Source organism: Mesorhizobium atlanticum (assembly GCF_003289965.1).
Lineage (GTDB): Bacteria > Pseudomonadota > Alphaproteobacteria > Rhizobiales > Rhizobiaceae > Mesorhizobium > Mesorhizobium atlanticum.
Genome location: NZ_QMBQ01000012.1, coordinates 42408 through 59578, shown reverse-complemented (window position 1 = coordinate 59578; position 17171 = coordinate 42408). Strand labels below are relative to the sequence as shown.

Here is a 17171-nt window from a genome sequence, read left to right as displayed (position 1 = left end):
ACCGCACTATTCGTGCCAAGTCGTTTTGCGGGCTTGTGTTCATGCAGGCTTGTTTGGGCTCTTAACGAGTGGCGTGTTCGCGTTGCCGGAGGTGTCGGCTTCTCGACATTTGTCGCTGCGCGACCGTGTCACGCTCATTCCTTTGGGAACCGCTTCAGCACAGACTCGAACGGGACAAAGGCGCGGCCGGGCGTGGCAGGCTTGTTCGGATCGTGGTCTTTAAGCACCTTGAAGACCCGGTGCGTCAGTGGCGAGGAAGTCGCAAACTCCTCATAGGCGCGTTGCAGCGTGGCTCGCGCCCGCGCCGCTACCACCTGGTCGGGCAGATCGGATAGATCCTCTTCGGCAAGGTATTGGCCCACGCGCTTCATAATATGAAGCCGGGAGACATCTAGCACCTTCGGGTCATGGGAGACCCCAAGAAGCGCGAAAAACTCCTCAGCGGCCGACAGGCCCTTCAGCCGCGAAAGGATGCCGGTAACGTCGATGGGGCGGCCATCTGCGGAACAATTCATTGATGTCTCCCTGCTCGCACAACTGTGCAGTTGCTGGGTGCGTCGCACAGCTGGCCTAGATCGGTGAGATCCGCGCGGCGTGCCTCGCTGCACATTCCATCGTAGAGCTCGACCAGTTGAGCTGCAGTAATGGTCGACTTTGTCTCGGCCGCCTTGCGGCGGACGCGGGCTACCACCACGGCTGCCAGATCCGGGTCGAGATCGCGACCGTTTTCGTTCAGCATGCGGGTAATCGAAGTGGCACCGGAATGCTTACCGATGACAATGCGAGGACAGCGACCCACAAGTGCCGGATCGAGCCCCTGATAGCTACGCGAGTCCTTCAGAATCCCTGCGACGTGAGTGCCGGATTCGTGGGTGAAAACATCGGCCCCGACGACCGGTTTGATGGCCGAGATCTGCCGGCGGGCGGCGCAGGCCACCCGGACGGCGAGGTCCGGCAATGCGGACAGCTCGATACCGGTCTCCGCGCCGTCGATGACAGCCAACGCGGCGGCCACTTCTTCCAGCGCGGCATTGCCCGCACGTTCTCCGAGCCCGAGGACGGTGACGGAGGCATGGCGCGCGCCCGCGCGGATCGCGGCCAGCGTGTTGGCCGCAAGGCCGAGATCGTTGTGCGCATGAAATTCGAGATCGATCTCAGACTTAGCCGTGAGCTGGGCAACAAGTTCGAAAGTCGAAAAGGGGTCGAGAACACCGACCGTGTCGGCCAGCCTGATGCGGCTTGCCCCGGCGCGCGCTGCCGTTTCGATCACGCGGGCAAGGTGATCCCCATCAGCCCGCGAGGCATCCTCGCACCCCACAGCGACGAACAAACCCTGAGCGGCTCCGCGCCCGACCATATCCTCGATGACCTGGAGCGCTTCCGCCCGGTCGAGGCCGAGCTTGGCGGCAAGTTGGATGTCGGATGCAGGCAGTGACAGATTTACGGCGCCGACGCCGCTCTCGATTGCTGCATCGAGATCCCGCGCCTTCATCCGGCACCAGGCCAGGAGCCGAGCCGGGAGACGCCGCGCGACGGCGGCTCGAATTGTTTCGATCTCGTCGGCGCCCATGATCGGCGTGCCGATCTCGATCTCTGGCACGCCCGCGGCCGCGAGTGCCTCGGCCAACTCCAGCTTTTCCGCCGTCGTGAATGCGACGCCAGGCGCCTGCTCGCCGTCGCGCAATGTCGTGTCATTGAGCAAGACGTCACGGTTCATGAATTGCACCCCGTTCTGCTGCCGCTCAGGCATGGACCGGATCGAACATCTTCGCGACTTCGCTCACGCGGCCCGGGACTGGGAGAGCCACGCAGCTTCCCTACGATTGTGGGCATGACCTCTAGGACCCGATCGACGTCCGCTTCGCTGTTGTCGCGCGCTAGCGAGAAACGGACCGCCCCGTGTGGCGTCTTCATCGCGCTCAGCACGTGGCTCGGTTCCATTGAGCCGGAGGTGCAGGCGGAGCCAGAGGAACAGGCGATGCCCACGCGACCGAGCAGATGGGGGATTCCGTCGCTTTCGGTATTTTCAAAGGAGATGTTTGCGGTGTTCGGCAGCCGCTCCATCCGATCGCCAGTGACAGAAGTGTTTGGGATGCGCTGCAGGATTCCATCCTCCAAGCGGTCGCGCAGCGACTTTACCCGCGTGGCGGTATCGTCCAAGAATTTCAGAGCTAGTTCGGCTGCCATCCCGAGCCCGACTATGCCGGGCGTATTCTCGGTGCCGGCACGCCGGCCGTATTGTTGGTGTCCGCCCTTGATCAGCGAGTGGAATTGCACGCCACGCCTTATCCACAGTGCGCCGACCCCCTTGGGGCCGTGAAGCTTGTGGCCGGAGAGCGACAGCATGTCGATTGCAGTCGATTTCAGGTCTATTGGAACCTTGCCGACCGCCTGCACAGCATCGGTATGGAAGAGGGCACCGACTTCCTTGGCCAACTCGGCAAGCATGGTCACGGGAAAGATCATTCCCGTCTCGTTGTTCGCCCACATTATCGAGACGATTGCCACACGTGGGCTGAGGACGGCCTTATACGCGTCGAGGTCAAGCCGGCCACGACGATCGACCGGGATCCTGTGGATCTTGATGCGGCGCACCTGTTCAAGGTGCCCGCACAGCGTCAGCACGGCGGGATGCTCCACCGCCGATGTCACGATCTCGGTCCGGTCGGGCGTGACCTCGAGCGCTGAAAGGATCGCTGCATTGTCACTTTCTGTCCCGCCCGAGGTGAAGGTGATCTCATCGTCGAACTGGGCGCCGATCAGCACCTGGAGCTGCCGCCGCGCTTTCTTCATCGCCGCGCCGACCGAGGCGCCATAAGCGTGCGCTGACGAAGGGTTGCCGAACTGATCCGTGAAGAACGGCAACATCGCCTGCACGACTTCAGGGTCGACACGTGTCGTTGCGTTGTTGTCGAGGTAGACGGGCCTCATACTCGTTGTCCTCAGCTAACGGAAGGACTTGCCGCAGCCGCACTTGTCCCTCGCGTTGGGATTGTCGAAGACAAAGCCGGAAGTTTCGAGCCCGGTGACAAAGTCGATGGTCATGCCGGCCACGTGGCGTTGGGAGTCTGCGTCCACAAACAGCTTGAGCCCATCTGTCTCGGTGACCACGTCGCCCTCGCGCGAGACACTTTCCAGGCCCATTGCGTATTTGAAGCCGGCGCAGCCGCCGGTCTGGACCATAATCCGAAAGCCCTCCGCCGGCTCGCTGGCGCGGGAAAGAGCGGCCTTCACGGCGGCAACAGCGCTGTCGGTGAGCGTGATCATGGCGAGCTTTCTCCTCAATCCGGGACGTCTTTGCGGATACGCTGCAGGGACCGTGCCAAAGGGAAAGACCGGTTCAACGTAGCGCCGTTCTCCAGAGCCGCTATCGGCCTTGTGCACCATTGCTGGACCATGTCGGGCAACCGGCATCCCTGTCGGGTTTGTCGAGGACGTGACACAGAGTGTCCGGCTTCGACCTTAGCGGAGCTCTCGCGAAAATCATTGGTGGATAGGGACGGCATTGTGGCCTGCTTGTTCAGGCCAATTGGCACAATTTTTGAGCGCCATGTTGGTCATGCAACAAGAACCGCCGAGGCGAGCCTCATGCCGCGACCGCCCTTGCGATCAACGAAACCACGCAAGCAAAGCCAGCTGTCAAGTCTGGTTCAGAGCCGCTCTGCGCTGGTGGGATCGGCTTGTTTCGCTCAGAACGCTGCCTGGGTTCAAATGACGATCACGCGCTCTCGCCAGCAACGCCGGTGTTCCTCGACTAATTGGGGTGGGCATTGCGCATTACGGTGCTCTCCGCCGACTAACCCGGCGCTGAGGCTGATCCTCAACAAGCAGATGAAGCAGGCTTAACACATGGACCAGCGCAAGCGACTATCGCCGCAGGAAATCCGGCGGGTGCGGGCAGACAATCGTCAGATCCGTGAGCACGAGCTCGCCGCGCGACTGGGCATTTCAGAAGCGGAACTGGTCGCAGCGCATTGCAGTTTCGGCGTGGTTCGTATCGAGCCACGCGTCAACGATCTGCTGCGCGGCCTCGAGGCGGTTGGCCAGGTGATGGCACTTACCCGCAATGAAAGTGCCGCGCACGAAAAGATTGGCGTCTACGACAAGGTGGTCACTGGCAATAAGCATGCTCTGGTACTCGGCGACGACATCGACTTGCGTATCTTCCCCGAAGTCTGGGCGCATGGCTTTGCCGTCGAGAAGCGCAATGGCAACGACATCAGCCGCAGCCTTCAGTTCTTTGATGACGCCGGCAAAGCAACGCACAAGGTGCAACTCGGGCCAGCCTCAGATCTCGGTCCGTATCAAAAGCTGGTGACTGAGCTGAAATCCTCGAACCAGGAGCCAATTGTAGCGATCAAGCCGAGCAAAACGGAATACGACCCAGAGGTTCCCGACCAAACCGCCAAAACGGAAGAGCTACGCGAGTGCTGGAGCGAGCTCACCGACGTGCATCAATTCTTCAACTTGTTGAAGGCACTGAAGCTCAGCCGCCGCCAGGCGGTACGTATGGTCGGCGAGGATTACGCTTGGCCGCTCGATAAGCATTCCATTGGCGCCATGTTACAACAGGCGGCCGAAGACGAAATGCCGATTATGTGCTTTGTCGGCAATCGGGGCTGTATCCAGATACATTCAGGTCCAATCAAGTCGGTCAAAACGATCGGGCTGTGGACCAATGTGCTCGACGAGACCTTCCAACTGCATCTCGCGACCCACCATCTCCGGGAGGTCTGGGCTGTTCGCAAGCCGACCAAGGACGGTCACGTCACCTCGCTCGAAGCCTACGGCGCTGACGGCAAGATGATCATCCAGTTCTTTGGCAAGCGCCACGAGGGCGAGGGCGAGCGCAAAGACTGGCGGTGCCTGGCCGAGTCGCTGCCACGCATACGCGGTTCGACCGCTGCCTGAGGGCGAGACCGCTGGATGTTGCTTTACGTTCTCGCCCGGCGCTCGCGCCGGGCTCAGCATTGCGCTTGCCGTCGCTTGGCGCGAGGGCGAGCGAGCGCGTACAGCTATTGCTCCCTTGTCGTCACGCATCGCTTGTCCGTCGACCCAGACATCGCAATCGACCACGGTTGTCCCATCATCCTTGCGGGCACCAAGCTTATCACCAGCGATGTATTGGGCGCACAGTGGCGGGAAACGCCCCCACGCGTGCCGAGTGGATTTTTCGGCATGCGCTAGCGCCTGGGCCTGCGTGCATCGCCGCGTCGCACCCACCGAGCTGAAAGGCGAAAGGCACACATCCATTATCTAAATGGTTTCAATCGTAGCAATCGATTGTACCAGCTGAGGCGGATATGAAAGATTCAGGTGGCGTTGGGGGGTGCATCATAAGGAATATCTTGATGGCTATCTATGGCGGCCCGGGTGACAATGCCCTCTTCGGCACCGAAGGTGACGATTTGGTCGGAGACCCCAACGGTAATGACTGGATCGACGCTCGTGCGGGTAACGACACCATCTCTGCGGGCCCCGGCAATGACCGAGTCTTCGGTGGCGCAGGCAATGATCAGGTCTTTGGAGATGAGGGCAACGACTATCTCTACGGCGACAACGGCCGAGACAAACCGCGGATCACCAATGGCCCGGATAATGACAAGCTCTATGGAGGTCCGGGTGACGACGTCCTTTTTGCTGGTGACGGCAGGGATATCCTGACAGGGGACGGTGGTAACGACACGTTCGTTTTCCAATTCCACAACACGGTTCCGGGATATGACCCGCTTTACGGGCCCAACCCAGACAATATCTCCATCTTGGATTTCGACCCGGCGCAAGACACTTTGGCCTTCGACGCGGTGGGCCTCGGCAGCGATGGTTTCGGCGCCAACTTCGTCAACCACGCCAGCTCTCGGGCAGGCCATTCTGTTGACACGTTTTACAGCGGCGAGGCCACGGGTGCGAACGGCGAGCATGTCGTAGTGCTCACCAACTCCTTCGCCAATGGCTCCCAGGCTGCGGGCGCGATCTCCAATGAGCATACCGGCGACATTATCGTGTACTTTAACCCGCTAACCCAAACAGCGAATCTGGCCTACGTCACCTCCGAGAACAATGCCGAAGATTTTGCTCATCTCAGCAACGTCCAAAGCGTCGCGGATCTCGCCGGCCTGGGGTTGGGCGCGTCGGATTTTACCTTCGTCTGATCCGCGGGAACCGTTTGGAAACCGTGCCGCGCCATCTCCGCGGAGGCACGGTTCCCATGGGCGAGTTGCCGCAGTCACAAGAGGGAGAGCCACAGTGTGACCGGACAGTTCCCGGTCCACGATCACGATCCCGCCCTGAAGGACGTCGCGATCAAACAAATCCGCCCTGTGCGCCTGCGTATGTCTTTGCCCCAAGCCGGTCCACATTCGGGGGCTGTGCCCTTATTGGGTGCGCGCAGGCGCGTCTCTGCGGTTTTTGGAGCTTCGCACAGGCTTGGCGAGTATCGCTGACGGTTCTGGATCAGCCGCTTTGTAAGAGGGCGGGCGAGGGTCCGACCTTGCGTCCATCTGTGAAGGCGAAAGCGGAGTGGCCAGGCTGCTCGACGACGACGCCCGGTGCGTCGGCGGCCAAAGAGTCTCACATTACGCCGACTTGGCAGAAAGAGCTCGGACAGAGCGTTCCGCACACTCTCCACTTGTCTGACCTAGCTTGAGCAGGAGCCAAGCCGACCCCTCCCATGTCGCGGAGTTGACAAAACTGAGGGCAAGAGTTGGTTTTCTGACATTCTCCTGGGACATTCGGTCATCAAATGAGTGGCGATCCGGTGCTGGCCGGGCATAGCTCGGTACAGCGCCATCGACACTCCAATCAGGCACGCAACTTGCAAAGACGATTGCCGACGCCAGCAGCGGTGCGTCGCCGGGTTCGGTGTCGTTGACCTCGTCCTCAACTTCAAGGGGGTAACACTGGTTAAGATTTACGATAGCAGCACAGAGTAGATGACCTGTGCTGCTTCAACTCGCGACCGGATCTCTTGCGTGCTGGTGCGCGGTTCGGCTGCACCGCGCAACACAATCGCGATGCGCCTGAGCTGCGGCTTTGCCGGGCGATGGCCAATCGACCTTCAGAGCGGCCGCGCACCGTAACGAGCGCATGAACGGCCTGACCTTCAGGAGAAGAGGCCAAATGGCGAAAAATCCAATTCCGGAGCATGTCCCGCCCGAAATGGTGAGGGATTTCAGCCTGTTCACTTCGCCAGGCATGTCACCGACTCCCAACGGGGATCCCCACGCAGCAGTCGCTTGCGCCCATTCCGGCCCGCCGATCTTTTATTCGCCTTTCAACACGCGTGACGGCCGGGGTACGTGGGTGATCACCCGCGCCAGCGATCAGCGCCGGGTGCTGCAGGACACCGAAACCTTCTCCAGTCATCGCAGTATCTTCGCCTCCGCGCTAGGCGAAAGCTGGCCCATGATCCCCCTTGAACTCGATCCGCCCGCCCATGGCGCCTTTCGCGCCTTGCTCAATCCGCTGTTTTCGCCAAAGCGGGTGGCGACATTGGAACCGTCTATCCGCGAGCGGGCAATCAGGCTCATAGATCGGATCGCCGCATCGGGCACAAGCTGCGACGTCATGAAAGATTTCGCGTTTCCATTCACGGTACACATCTTCCTTCATCTCCTAGGGCTGCCGGAGGATCGAGCTGACACATTTGTCGGATGGGCGAGAGATCTTCTCCACGGCGACGATGTGAAACGACCGGCCGCGGCCAAGGTGATCGTTTCGTTCATTGACGGACTTGCAGCCGCGCGCCGCGAGGACTTGGCTGACGATTTCATGACTTTCGTCGTGCAGGCACAGGTAGAGGGCCGCCGGCTTACCAAACAGGAAGTGCGCGGGGTCGGCGTGCTTGTTTTCGTCGCCGGGCTAGACACCGTCGCAGCAGCCATTGGCTTTGACCTGGCCTATCTCGCACGCAACCTCAGGGACCAGGCATTGCTGCGCTGCGAACCAGATCGGATCGTGCTCGCGGCCGAAGAATTGCTGCGTGCATTTCCGACCGTTCAGTTGATTCGAGTGGCAATGAAAGATATCGATTTCGAAGGCGCGCCGATCCGCAAAGGAGATTATGTTTCCTGTGCCACGATGATCGCCAATCGCGATCCAGCGGAATTCGAATGCCCCAACACGGTTGATCTGACGCGACAGGACAACCGCCACGCCAGCTTTGGCTTCGGTCCCCACCGTTGTCTTGGCTCACATCTTGCCCGGCGCGAGATCATTATTGGGCTGGAGGAGTGGCTGGCGCGCATCCCGGCCTTCCGGATCAAGAAAGGTACGGCACCCATCACCTTTGGGGGCCATGTGTTCGGGATCGAAAATCTGATCCTGGACTGGTCCTGAGCAGCCTCGGCCAGAGCCGAGGCAAAGCAACGAAGGTAAGCTCCATGCGCATCATCGTCCAAAGTTCCAAATGCCAGGGTCACGCGCGATGCGCGGCGCACGCACCACACATCTTCAAGCTTGATGACGCCGGTTACATCCTGCCCGGTCACATCGAAGTCGCAGAAGGGGAGGAAGTGATTGCATCGCGAGGCGCGCGATCCTGTCCCGAACGTGCCCTTGAACTCGATCTCAACTCCTGCAGCACTGTTCGAAACAGACCTCATTGCACCAAGCGTCCGCAAGCATGAAAGCGACTATGTGCGCGAAACGGCGGGCGACCGGCTTCAGCCCCCCGCTCGACGCCGCAGGGCCTTTGCGGCATCAAAGTATCTGCGCTGATGCCGCAAACGCCAAGACCGGCTCGCGAAACAAATTCTTCCAATCACAGAAGCTGCTGCAGACCCGATGGATCAGACAAAAATTACCGAAATACTGAACCGCGAGGCGATCCGCGACTGCCTCTATCGGTACTGTCGCGGGATCGACCGGGCCGATGAGGCGGCGCTTCGCAGCGCATACTGGCCGGACGCGCATGACAACCACGGCTCCTACTGTGGTCCGGCAGAGGGCTTCATCCGGTTTGCTCTCGGCTTGTTCGAGGCCGGACCGCGAAACATTCACCAGATCACCAATATCCTGATTGAATTCATCAGTTCGTCGGAGGCTGCGGTCGAGAGCTATTTCACTGCGTTGCAACGCGCACCAGACAAAGACGGAGACCTACGCCAGACGCTGCTGTGCGGCCGCTACTGCGATCTGCTTCACAAGAGGCAAGGAGAGTGGCGGATTGCCGAAAGGACGGTGGTCTACGACTGGGTCGAGGAGCAGGTCCCACCAGCGGTCGTTGAGGCAGAACGGTTCGGCCCGAGACAGCCGATTGGAACGCTGTATCCGAACGACCCGGTCTACACGCTCGCAAAGCATGACATTCCTTCTCGCCATGGCTTTTCGTGGGCTTCAGGCAAGGAAGAAGCATCGGCTGTGGAGGCCGAAGACCGTGACAATCTTGCCGTGCCGCGGCGATCCCGGCGAAAGACTGCCCGGTGACGGCGCAGCAATTGGGACGGCCTGTCTGCCCCGGCGACGGCGGTGACCGGCCGGCTCTGTCCCACAATCCTGCGAACATAGCTGGTGTGCACGAAGTTGCGGGGCCGGCCAGCCCCGATTGTCGAGGCAAGGGCCTGTCTTGGCTGGTCGCTGAGCAGCTTCGGCCGAGCCAGAACCTGGACCGTCGCATCGTCAATTCGGGTCTGCAGCTGGCGACACAGCCCCGGCGCGCTGCTTTAGCGCGGTGCACCATTTTGCCGGTCAATATCGACGAGCTGAATCCGCTGAAGGGAGCGCGAGAGACGTTCTCATGAGCCAGCCAGGGCGCATCGTCATCATCACCGGTGCGGTGGGCGGGATCGGACGTGCCCTGGTTGAAGTTCTCGCCATGGATGGCGACACCGTGGTTGCGGTAGACCTTCCTGGCAGCGGCGTCGTTGAGCTGGCGCGTGATCTCGGCCACCCGCATGTGGGCTTCGAGTGCGACGTCTCGCATGAGGAAGAGGTCCTCAGGCTTTACGATCGCATCGAGGCGCAGTTCGCCCAAATCAGTGTCCTCATCAATAACGCCGCGATTGGGCCCACCATGGCTGCGAGCGTCGACACTGCTGTCGACGCCTTCCGCCTCGCCCTGGCAGTGAACGTTATCGGACCGTTTTTCATGGCCCGTGAAGCGGCGAGACGCATGCGGCCGGGCGGCGCCATCGTCAACGTTGCTTCGATAGCGGGCATCCTCGGCAATCCCAAGCGCAATGCCTATGCCGCCTCGAAGGCGGGACTGATCTCGCTGACAAAGTCGCTCGCATGCGAGTGGGCCGCTCGCGGTATCCGCGTGACGGCGGTAGCGCCGGGCTACGTGCGCACGCCAATGGTCGCAGAACTGGAATGCGCCGGCAAAGTGGACCTTCAGGCGGTGCGCCGCCGCGTGCCGCTGGGTCGCCTGGCGCGCCCAGATGAGATCGCCCTCACGGTGCGTTTTCTGAGCAGCACCCAGGCGCGATATATCACCGGTGCGGTGCTGGCGGTCGACGGCGGCTGGACTTCATTCAACCAACCGGGGCATGCGCACCCGCCGGTGGATGGGGTACCCCAAGCTGAACTCTGTTGTCCGGCCGAACGCACCAAGGCGCGAGTCGTGCTCGTCACCGGTGCCGCAAACGGCATTGGCCCGGCCATCGTTCGCCGCTTTGCCGCAAACGGCGACACCGTTGTGATTGCGGACAAAGATGGCGCAGCAGCGGCAGAGCTCGCCGCGCGGCTCCGCGGCAACAACCCAGCCAAATGCGTGGACGTGGCCGTCGAAAGCGAGGTGGTGGCGCTATTGGAGGAGCTGCGGGCTCGCTTCGGATGTATCGATGTGCTCGTCAACGGTGCCGGTGCCGCCGGCACTTTGGCGTTGGGAACTGAACAGACACCGGAACACATCCAACGTGTCTTGGACGTCAACCTTACCGCTGCCTTCACCTGCGCGCGCGAGGCCATCAAGGCGATGCGCCCTGGCGGCGTGATCCTCAACGTCGGTTCGGTCAGCAGCTTTCTGCCGTTCGCGCCGGCCCATGCCTACGGTGCCTCCCAGGCTGGGCTGGACATTTTGACCCGATGCCTGGCGGCCGAGCTCGGGCCGGTAGACATTCGAACGGCTACGCTGGCTCCTGGTTATATCTGCACGGCTGACGTTGCCCAGTCGGCGGAGGTCGGATGCATTGACATGACGACGATCACACAACGCATCCCGATGGGCGGGATGGGACAGCCGGAAGACGTTGCTGACGCGGCGTTCTACCTGGCTTCGTCCGCCGCTTCCTACGTCAGCGGCTCGATCCTTTACGTGGACGGCGGCTGGACTTCGTTCGGTGATGCGGGAAACGCCTTCGACCTCGACAGCGTGCATTTTGCGGAGGCCGCGTGCTAAGTGTCGCCTTTTTGCCGGGAGCCCGGCTGCGGCTCACCGAAGGCCAGGAAAGTCCAAAGGTCAAAGGTCGGATTGCACTACCCCTCGCGATACTACGGCCGAACACGTCATCCTCGACGACAGTGAAAGCCTCCATTCTCCTCATCTCGGCCGAAAATAAGTTCCAACCGCTCCATGCGCCTGCGAACGCCAAATGGCGAGCGGTTCTAAGGCAGAGACTAGATCGAGACGCGGCTAGATCCTTTTGTGCGTACCCAGCGCATCTCTTGGCCGGCCAACTCACTCTGTAAACTAGGGAACCCCATGGAATTCGCGACCTTCATCCTGGCCGCCCAGCGTGGCTATCACCAATCCTGCGAGGAGATTATCCGCAACTCCATCGAACAGGTGATCGTTTCTGAGCAGGCCGGCTTCGCTACCGCGTGGTTCGCGGAGCACCACTTCAACAATTACAGCCTCATTCCCTCGCCCTTGATGATGGTGGCGCATTGCGCTGGCGTGACCAGCACCATTCGCCTCGGCACCGCCGTGTGCGTGCTGCCCCTCTACCAGCCACAGCGCCTGCTTTCCGAGATCGGCTTGGCCGATATCCTCGCGAATGGCCGTCTCGAGCTCGGCGTCGGCCCGGGGTACCAGCACTTCGAATTCGAGCGCTTCGGGATCAATATCGATGAGGCACCAGCGGTCTTTTCGGAATGCTTGGACATCCTTGTGAAGGGACTCAATCAAGACATTTTCGAGCATGACGGCCAGTATCAGAACATACCACCAACGTCGGTTTCGGTGCGCACCGTCCAGAAGCCGACCCCGCCGATCTGGATCGCCGGCGGCACAGCGCGAATGGCCCGGGCCTACCGTGAGGGGCACAATCTCTTTGCCACTGCATTCCATAACGGCTTGGAGGCTTTGGGCGCATTGCGGGAAGCAATCGAGAAGGCTGCGGCTGCCGAAGGCAAGAACGTCACGGACGCCAAGATATCTCTGCTACGCTGCTGCTATGCCAGCGGCGACGAGGCAGAAATCGATAGCTATCTTGACAACGCCCGCTTCCAGCGCCGGCTCTCTGAAGCACTGCATCAGCGTCGCCAGCAAAGCGTGGACGGCTATCTGCTTAAAGAAACGGCGACGCAGCAGGATCTTTCATTGGAGACGATGCGCCACAATCTGCCGGTTGGCAGCGTCAATCGCGTGATCGATCGCCTGCTGGAAGAGATGGAGACCTTGAAGCCAGACCAGATCGCAATTCAGACCCAACTGGGAGATTTCGACCAAAAAACGATGCTGCGCCAGATCGAACTCTGGGGAGACAAGATCATCCCGGCAATCAGCAAATCGTTAGCCCATGGGGGCGCTTGATGGCACAAGCCAGGAGAATGGCGCGCACCTTCGCTCACTTCCATAGTTGCCTCGGCACTGACCGGCCGGCGCGGATTAAGCTTGAGCTTGACCGGCATGTGCTTGCCTGCGTGCTGTCATGTGCGCTTGAGGAACTCGAAGCCGGCGAGGCTACGGTGACGGAAGCAACCGGTCTTATGCGCGCCGAGCTACACCAGGTTCTAGCCGAAAGCTTCCCTGCTGCTCCCGTCGACGGGTTCGCCCTGGAAGAGGCGGCCGAGCCCGAGTTGGACGCGGAGGAAGACCTTCTGCGCGAGTTGCTCCTGTCGCATGCGCTACCGGGCGACCCGACAAGCGCCCGGTTTGCCAAGATCATCGCCAGGCGCGCCATGCGAAAGCATCATCTATGGCAGGACCTTGGCCTGTTTGATCGAACCGAGCTCAACCGCCTGCTTGCCACGCATTTCCCGGCGCTGGCGGCCGGCAACACCCATAACATGAAATGGAAGAAGTACTTTTACCGCAAGCTCTGTGAGGCCGAAGGCTTCTCGCTATGTGCCGCGCCGAGTTGCCACGAATGCAATGATTTCCAAAGCTGCTTCGGCCCGGAGGAAGGAGAAAGTCGCCTCGCACGGATCAACAACCGGATCGCTTTTGATTAGCAGTTTTCGTGGAGGTCCGAGCCGGACATCCATGACCGCCATCGGCCCTCCCGGCCGCTTTGCCTGGCGTCGTTGCGCCTGAGGAGGGAATGTGTATCGCCTAATCCTGGTCGGCGCTCGATGTCGGCCGGCTCGAGGCTCTTTTTAGAGGCAGGATTCGAATCTTGAGCGAACAGCAGGCCACCAGGACCGGGGCTCTCGCGCAAGAGGACCCTGCGCCTTGTCACTGCTGACAAAGGCGTCCGAACCGGCGAAGCGGTTGGGAAGGGCTCCTGCGATAGGATTTCTCGTCACCGAGCCGATCAGCGCGACAGAGACCCTGCTGCTCTGGGTGATGCATCAACGAAGCGCTCGGAACAAGTCAGATGATAAGTCGGAGCAAACGATCAGGCGAAGAAGCAGTGCTTCAGAAGAACAATGACGCGCCTGGCCGCAGACAGGCTTGACTGGGGTGAGGGAGGACTGTGGCAACGATGCGGTCGCACGAAGAGCGGCAACTCCCAAAAACCGAGCGGATCGTATCTCAACTATGGCGGACGGGTCCCGGAACAGAAGCGCCGTGACGACGCGTCTGCGATATTGCAAAGAGGGACATGCAGTGGTTAGAAAGCGAGGCCAGAAACAAATGAGAGCCCTTTGCCGAGCATGGTTGATTGAACTGCGTCCTGCTGCAACACGGCTGACAATTCTAATACTTGCCGCTGATCAAAAAGGGATGGCGCTTTTGAAGAGCTGACACTTGCGACTGAAGCCTGACTGAAGCGAGCGCCCATCCGTGCCAACCTTTTGGTGACCAGCACCGTTCCCTTACCTTGAGATGACATGAGCAGATATAAGGATCACCGCAAGCCACGTCGGCGTCGAGATGACGACGGCCCGTTTCCTTTTCCAGAAGAGGCCTTGGTGCCGAGCTTCTTCCAGCAGACACCAGCTGCGATCGCAAAGCCGGTAGAGGCAGAGGTCAAGTGGTTCGATGCAAGCAAGGGGTTTGGCTTTGTCAAAATCTCGGACGGAAGGGACGCCTACCTGCATATTCGGGCGTTGGAAGCGGCTGGAAGGCGCAGTGTCCCAGAGGGAGCGCGGCTCAAGGTCACCTTGGAAGAGACGCGAAAAGGTCATCAGGTCGCTCAAGTCCTGGAGATCGCGCAGGAGACGGCCCACACTTTGACGTCCGCGCCGGAGAGCGCCGGCACCGTCAAATGGTACAATGCCGAGAAAGGCTTTGGCTTCGTTGCTCCTGAAACCGGCGGAAAGGACGTATTCGTCCATGCCTCAACGTTGGCCCGCTGTGGAGTGAGCGAGCTCGTGGAGGGCCAAAAGGTTGTTATCGAGTGCGCGCAGGGCAAGAAAGGGCTGGAGGTCCAAAACATTCGCGTAGTTGCCTGACGACCAGCCTTTTCTTTCAATGCGCAATGGTGAGCCATTCGCTGCGCATAAGCACATCAACAAGGCCTGCTCGAATCTAATCTTTCGACGAGGGGCTATGGGCACACCGCGCTCACGGTCCATTGCCATCGCTCACATTGAGGTTACATCTGGGATGACGGCGCAACTGCACAGAGCAAGTCAACCGAGCCTAACCTGAGCAAACAGTGCCTTGACAGAGATCGACATGTCGCCGCTTGCCGAAAGGTCTCGGTCCGGCAGGAATCATGAAACTGCTCGGCTGCCGCAGAATGCACGTTTATCAGACCATTCAAGCCTCCGTGGATCTTCTGGTTGCGATAGCGGAAATGGTGGACTGAGTCCGGTACAGGCAGATCATGCTGGTCTTCCTCGACAAAGCCGGTAAAAGAGACACCGGCATTGTCACGCAATAGGAGTAATTGAATGCCCGAGAACAACGCAGATAGCCGAGGCCTGTTGATTGAACTTACGGCAGATATTGTATCTGCCTATGTCAGCAAGAATGCGGTTCCCCCCGCGTCACTGCCAGAGCTGATCGCAAGCGTGAATTCGTCATTGTCGAATATTGGGCAGCCAGTCGAGCCAGAGACGCCAGCGCAAGCGCCTGCTGTCAATCCGAAGCGATCGGTGTTTCCCGAGTACATCATCTGCCTAGAGGACGGTAAGAAATTCAAGTCGCTCAAGCGGCATCTCAACGTCCACTATGGGCTGTCGCCCAATGAATACCGCGAGAAATGGGGGTTGAAGCCCGACTACCCCATGGTTGCGCCGAACTATGCGGCCCAACGGTCGGCGCTGGCGAAGTCGAGCGGCCTCGGCCACAAGACTGCCGAAAGAAAGTCAGGACCGCGCAGATCTCGCTAGTGGGTGCAATGCCTTACGCAGGTCGACGCGCCATACGGTGGAATTGACCTGCCAATCTGCGGGGCGCTCAATAGCCCCTGCGCACATCCGAAGCGAACTCGCTCAGCAATAAGACCACCGGCGATCCTTGGTAGCAGTTGTGCTACGGCTGCAGTGATTGCCGGCTGGTCTTGTGCAATCACGGGCGGTCGCGTCACAGCGGCTGACCAGCTTCCTGCGCTGCGGGGCCAGATCCACTGGGGCCCGCTTGGCCGTGCATTCTATCGCCAGGACTCCTGGAAGGTCTGCGCCGCTTCGAAGACCACTTCGGTCTTGTGGACGGATCTCACGATAAAATCGTCCCGGGAGGACTTCTCCAAAGCCGGAGGCGGTAGCCGCGGCTCCCGTCCCCCGCCGCACGTCAATGTACTCCGCAGGCCCAGCCGGCTTGGAGTTTCGACGAGCCTCACCGATCGACACCCGTCCCGCCGTGACCAGGAATGCTTGCGAAGATACCAAGCACGGGATTTTCCGCTGTTGATTTTGTGGGAGTGGCGACAACTGTAGCTCGATCCAGACTTGCTCGTCGAGCGTAACCGCCGAAAATTGGTAGAAGATCTCTGCCTGCCTGGATTGGCATGATCTTTGTTGCTCTCCATTCGATGAGATCGCCGCCAACACGCGACGGTCCGCTCGCAAATCACGATGGAGGAAAAATGATGTTACGACTGGCACGAGGCTCAATCTTTGGTCAGCCTGAGATTCGCCTTAAGAGGCCCGAGGGCTCAACCGGGATAGCCCCAGTGTGCTTTTCATCTGGTTCGATGTTCTCGGTCAAGCGACGCAGGCGCCTGACCCGCTTCGACCAGCATGCGCTTTCCTGCATCCTCCTACGAGCGCTCGACGAGATCGACGCAGGCACGGGAACTGCAACCGAAGCAACGGGCCTTTCGCGCGCCGAGCTGAGGGAAATGCTGACCTACGGTTTCCCCCACATCAACATCTCCGCTTTTGCCTTGGCAAGGGCGGCCGACCCGGAGCCGAACGTGGAGGAACAACAGCTTCGCGACCTGCTCTTGGCCCATGCCCGGCCGTGCGACCCCGTGAGCGCTTCGTTCGCCAAAATCATTGCGCATCGCGCCATGCGCACCCACTGTCTCTGGCAAGATCTCGGCCTCTTCGACCGTGACGAACTCAGCCGTTTGCTGGCAATTCATTTTCCGACGTTGGTCTCGAGCGCCGAGAACATTGGATTGAAAAAATCATGTTTATCGAAGGGTCTGCAAGGCCCGAGATGTTTCAACTCCAGAGCGCCTGGCGGCCCTACAGCGACCTCGCCTGCCGGGAAGAGGTGATGGGACCTCATGCGCATTGTGAACGGCCCTGATGTGAACTGATAGCAGTTCTCATCAGGGCAAAGCTGGTCTTCAGATCCTTAAACACGCTCGTCTCGGGGCATGCCCGTAAGTCAGGCATGGCTTTCAACTCCGGCCTCGAGTGCGCGGTGCCGGCGCCGCGGTATTTCGTCGTGAGTCCCTTGAAAGTTGCGCAGAACAGGGGGGCGCCGATCGCCATCGTGAATACAT

Annotated in this window: 15 protein-coding genes; 11 read left to right on the top strand and 4 right to left on the bottom strand. The window is 60.3% G+C overall.

Translation table 11 applies throughout. From position 1 onward, the window contains the following. Positions 1-134: 134 nt before the first annotated feature. The 4 genes from nifW to DPM35_RS29760 are packed head-to-tail and all read right to left on the bottom strand — an operon-like array spanning position 135 to position 3267. On the bottom strand, positions 135-515 hold the full coding sequence (gene nifW / locus DPM35_RS29775; RefSeq protein WP_112131064.1) for a nitrogenase stabilizing/protective protein NifW: 381 nt from the start codon (positions 513-515) through the stop codon (positions 135-137). Further along, a complete protein-coding gene (nifV, locus tag DPM35_RS29770) occupies positions 512-1717 on the bottom strand; it encodes a homocitrate synthase (RefSeq protein ID WP_112131063.1) in 1206 nt (401 codons plus the stop codon). The genes nifW and nifV overlap by 4 nt, the downstream gene beginning before the upstream one ends. Next, positions 1714-2931, bottom strand: a complete 1218-nt coding sequence (gene nifS / locus DPM35_RS29765; protein ID WP_112131062.1) for a cysteine desulfurase NifS — start codon at positions 2929-2931, stop codon at positions 1714-1716. The genes nifV and nifS overlap by 4 nt, the downstream gene beginning before the upstream one ends. A 15-nt stretch (positions 2932-2946) precedes the next feature. Continuing rightward, on the bottom strand, positions 2947-3267 hold the full coding sequence (locus tag DPM35_RS29760) for a HesB/IscA family protein (RefSeq protein WP_112131061.1): 321 nt from the start codon (positions 3265-3267) through the stop codon (positions 2947-2949). A 582-nt stretch (positions 3268-3849) separates the two neighbouring features. On the opposite strand from DPM35_RS29760, the gene DPM35_RS29755 reads away from it, so the two are divergent. From DPM35_RS29755 to DPM35_RS29705, 11 genes are all read left to right on the top strand, one after another. Further along, on the top strand, positions 3850-4911 hold the full coding sequence (locus tag DPM35_RS29755) for a hemin-degrading factor (RefSeq protein ID WP_112131060.1): 1062 nt from the start codon (positions 3850-3852) through the stop codon (positions 4909-4911). Between the two features lie 440 nt (positions 4912-5351). Beyond that, the gene (locus DPM35_RS29750) at positions 5352-6152 is read left to right on the top strand and encodes a calcium-binding protein (protein ID WP_112131157.1); all 801 of its coding nucleotides are present in this window, start codon (positions 5352-5354) and stop codon (positions 6150-6152) included. Between the two features lie 967 nt (positions 6153-7119). Further along, a complete protein-coding gene (locus tag DPM35_RS29745) occupies positions 7120-8337 on the top strand; it encodes a cytochrome P450 (RefSeq protein WP_112131059.1) in 1218 nt (405 codons plus the stop codon). Between the two features lie 44 nt (positions 8338-8381). Then, positions 8382-8627 carry a ferredoxin gene (locus tag DPM35_RS29740; protein WP_112131058.1) on the top strand — a complete coding sequence of 82 codons (246 nt, stop codon included), beginning with the start codon at positions 8382-8384 and terminating at the stop codon, positions 8625-8627. Between the two features lie 157 nt (positions 8628-8784). Next, positions 8785-9426 carry a nuclear transport factor 2 family protein gene (locus DPM35_RS29735; protein WP_112131057.1) on the top strand — a complete coding sequence of 214 codons (642 nt, stop codon included), beginning with the start codon at positions 8785-8787 and terminating at the stop codon, positions 9424-9426. A gap of 310 nt (positions 9427-9736) precedes the next feature. Next, positions 9737-11338 carry an SDR family oxidoreductase gene (locus DPM35_RS29730; RefSeq protein ID WP_112131056.1) on the top strand — a complete coding sequence of 534 codons (1602 nt, stop codon included), beginning with the start codon at positions 9737-9739 and terminating at the stop codon, positions 11336-11338. Positions 11339-11641: 303 nt separating this feature from the next. Continuing rightward, complete coding sequence (locus DPM35_RS29725; protein ID WP_112131055.1) at positions 11642-12694, top strand: LLM class flavin-dependent oxidoreductase; 1053 nt, start codon at positions 11642-11644, stop codon at positions 12692-12694. Beyond that, entirely contained in the window at positions 12694-13335 is a 642-nt protein-coding gene (locus tag DPM35_RS29720) for a nitrogen fixation protein NifQ (protein WP_112131054.1), read from the top strand. The genes DPM35_RS29725 and DPM35_RS29720 overlap by 1 nt, the downstream gene beginning before the upstream one ends. A gap of 822 nt (positions 13336-14157) precedes the next feature. Continuing rightward, the gene (locus tag DPM35_RS33190; protein WP_112131053.1) at positions 14158-14721 is read left to right on the top strand and encodes a cold-shock protein; all 564 of its coding nucleotides are present in this window, start codon (positions 14158-14160) and stop codon (positions 14719-14721) included. Between the two features lie 444 nt (positions 14722-15165). Further along, a complete protein-coding gene (locus DPM35_RS29710) occupies positions 15166-15606 on the top strand; it encodes a Ros/MucR family transcriptional regulator (protein WP_112131052.1) in 441 nt (146 codons plus the stop codon). A 782-nt stretch (positions 15607-16388) separates the two neighbouring features. Next, positions 16389-16940, top strand: a complete 552-nt coding sequence (locus DPM35_RS29705; protein ID WP_245431706.1) for a nitrogen fixation protein NifQ — start codon at positions 16389-16391, stop codon at positions 16938-16940. Positions 16941-17171: the final 231 nt, after the last annotated feature.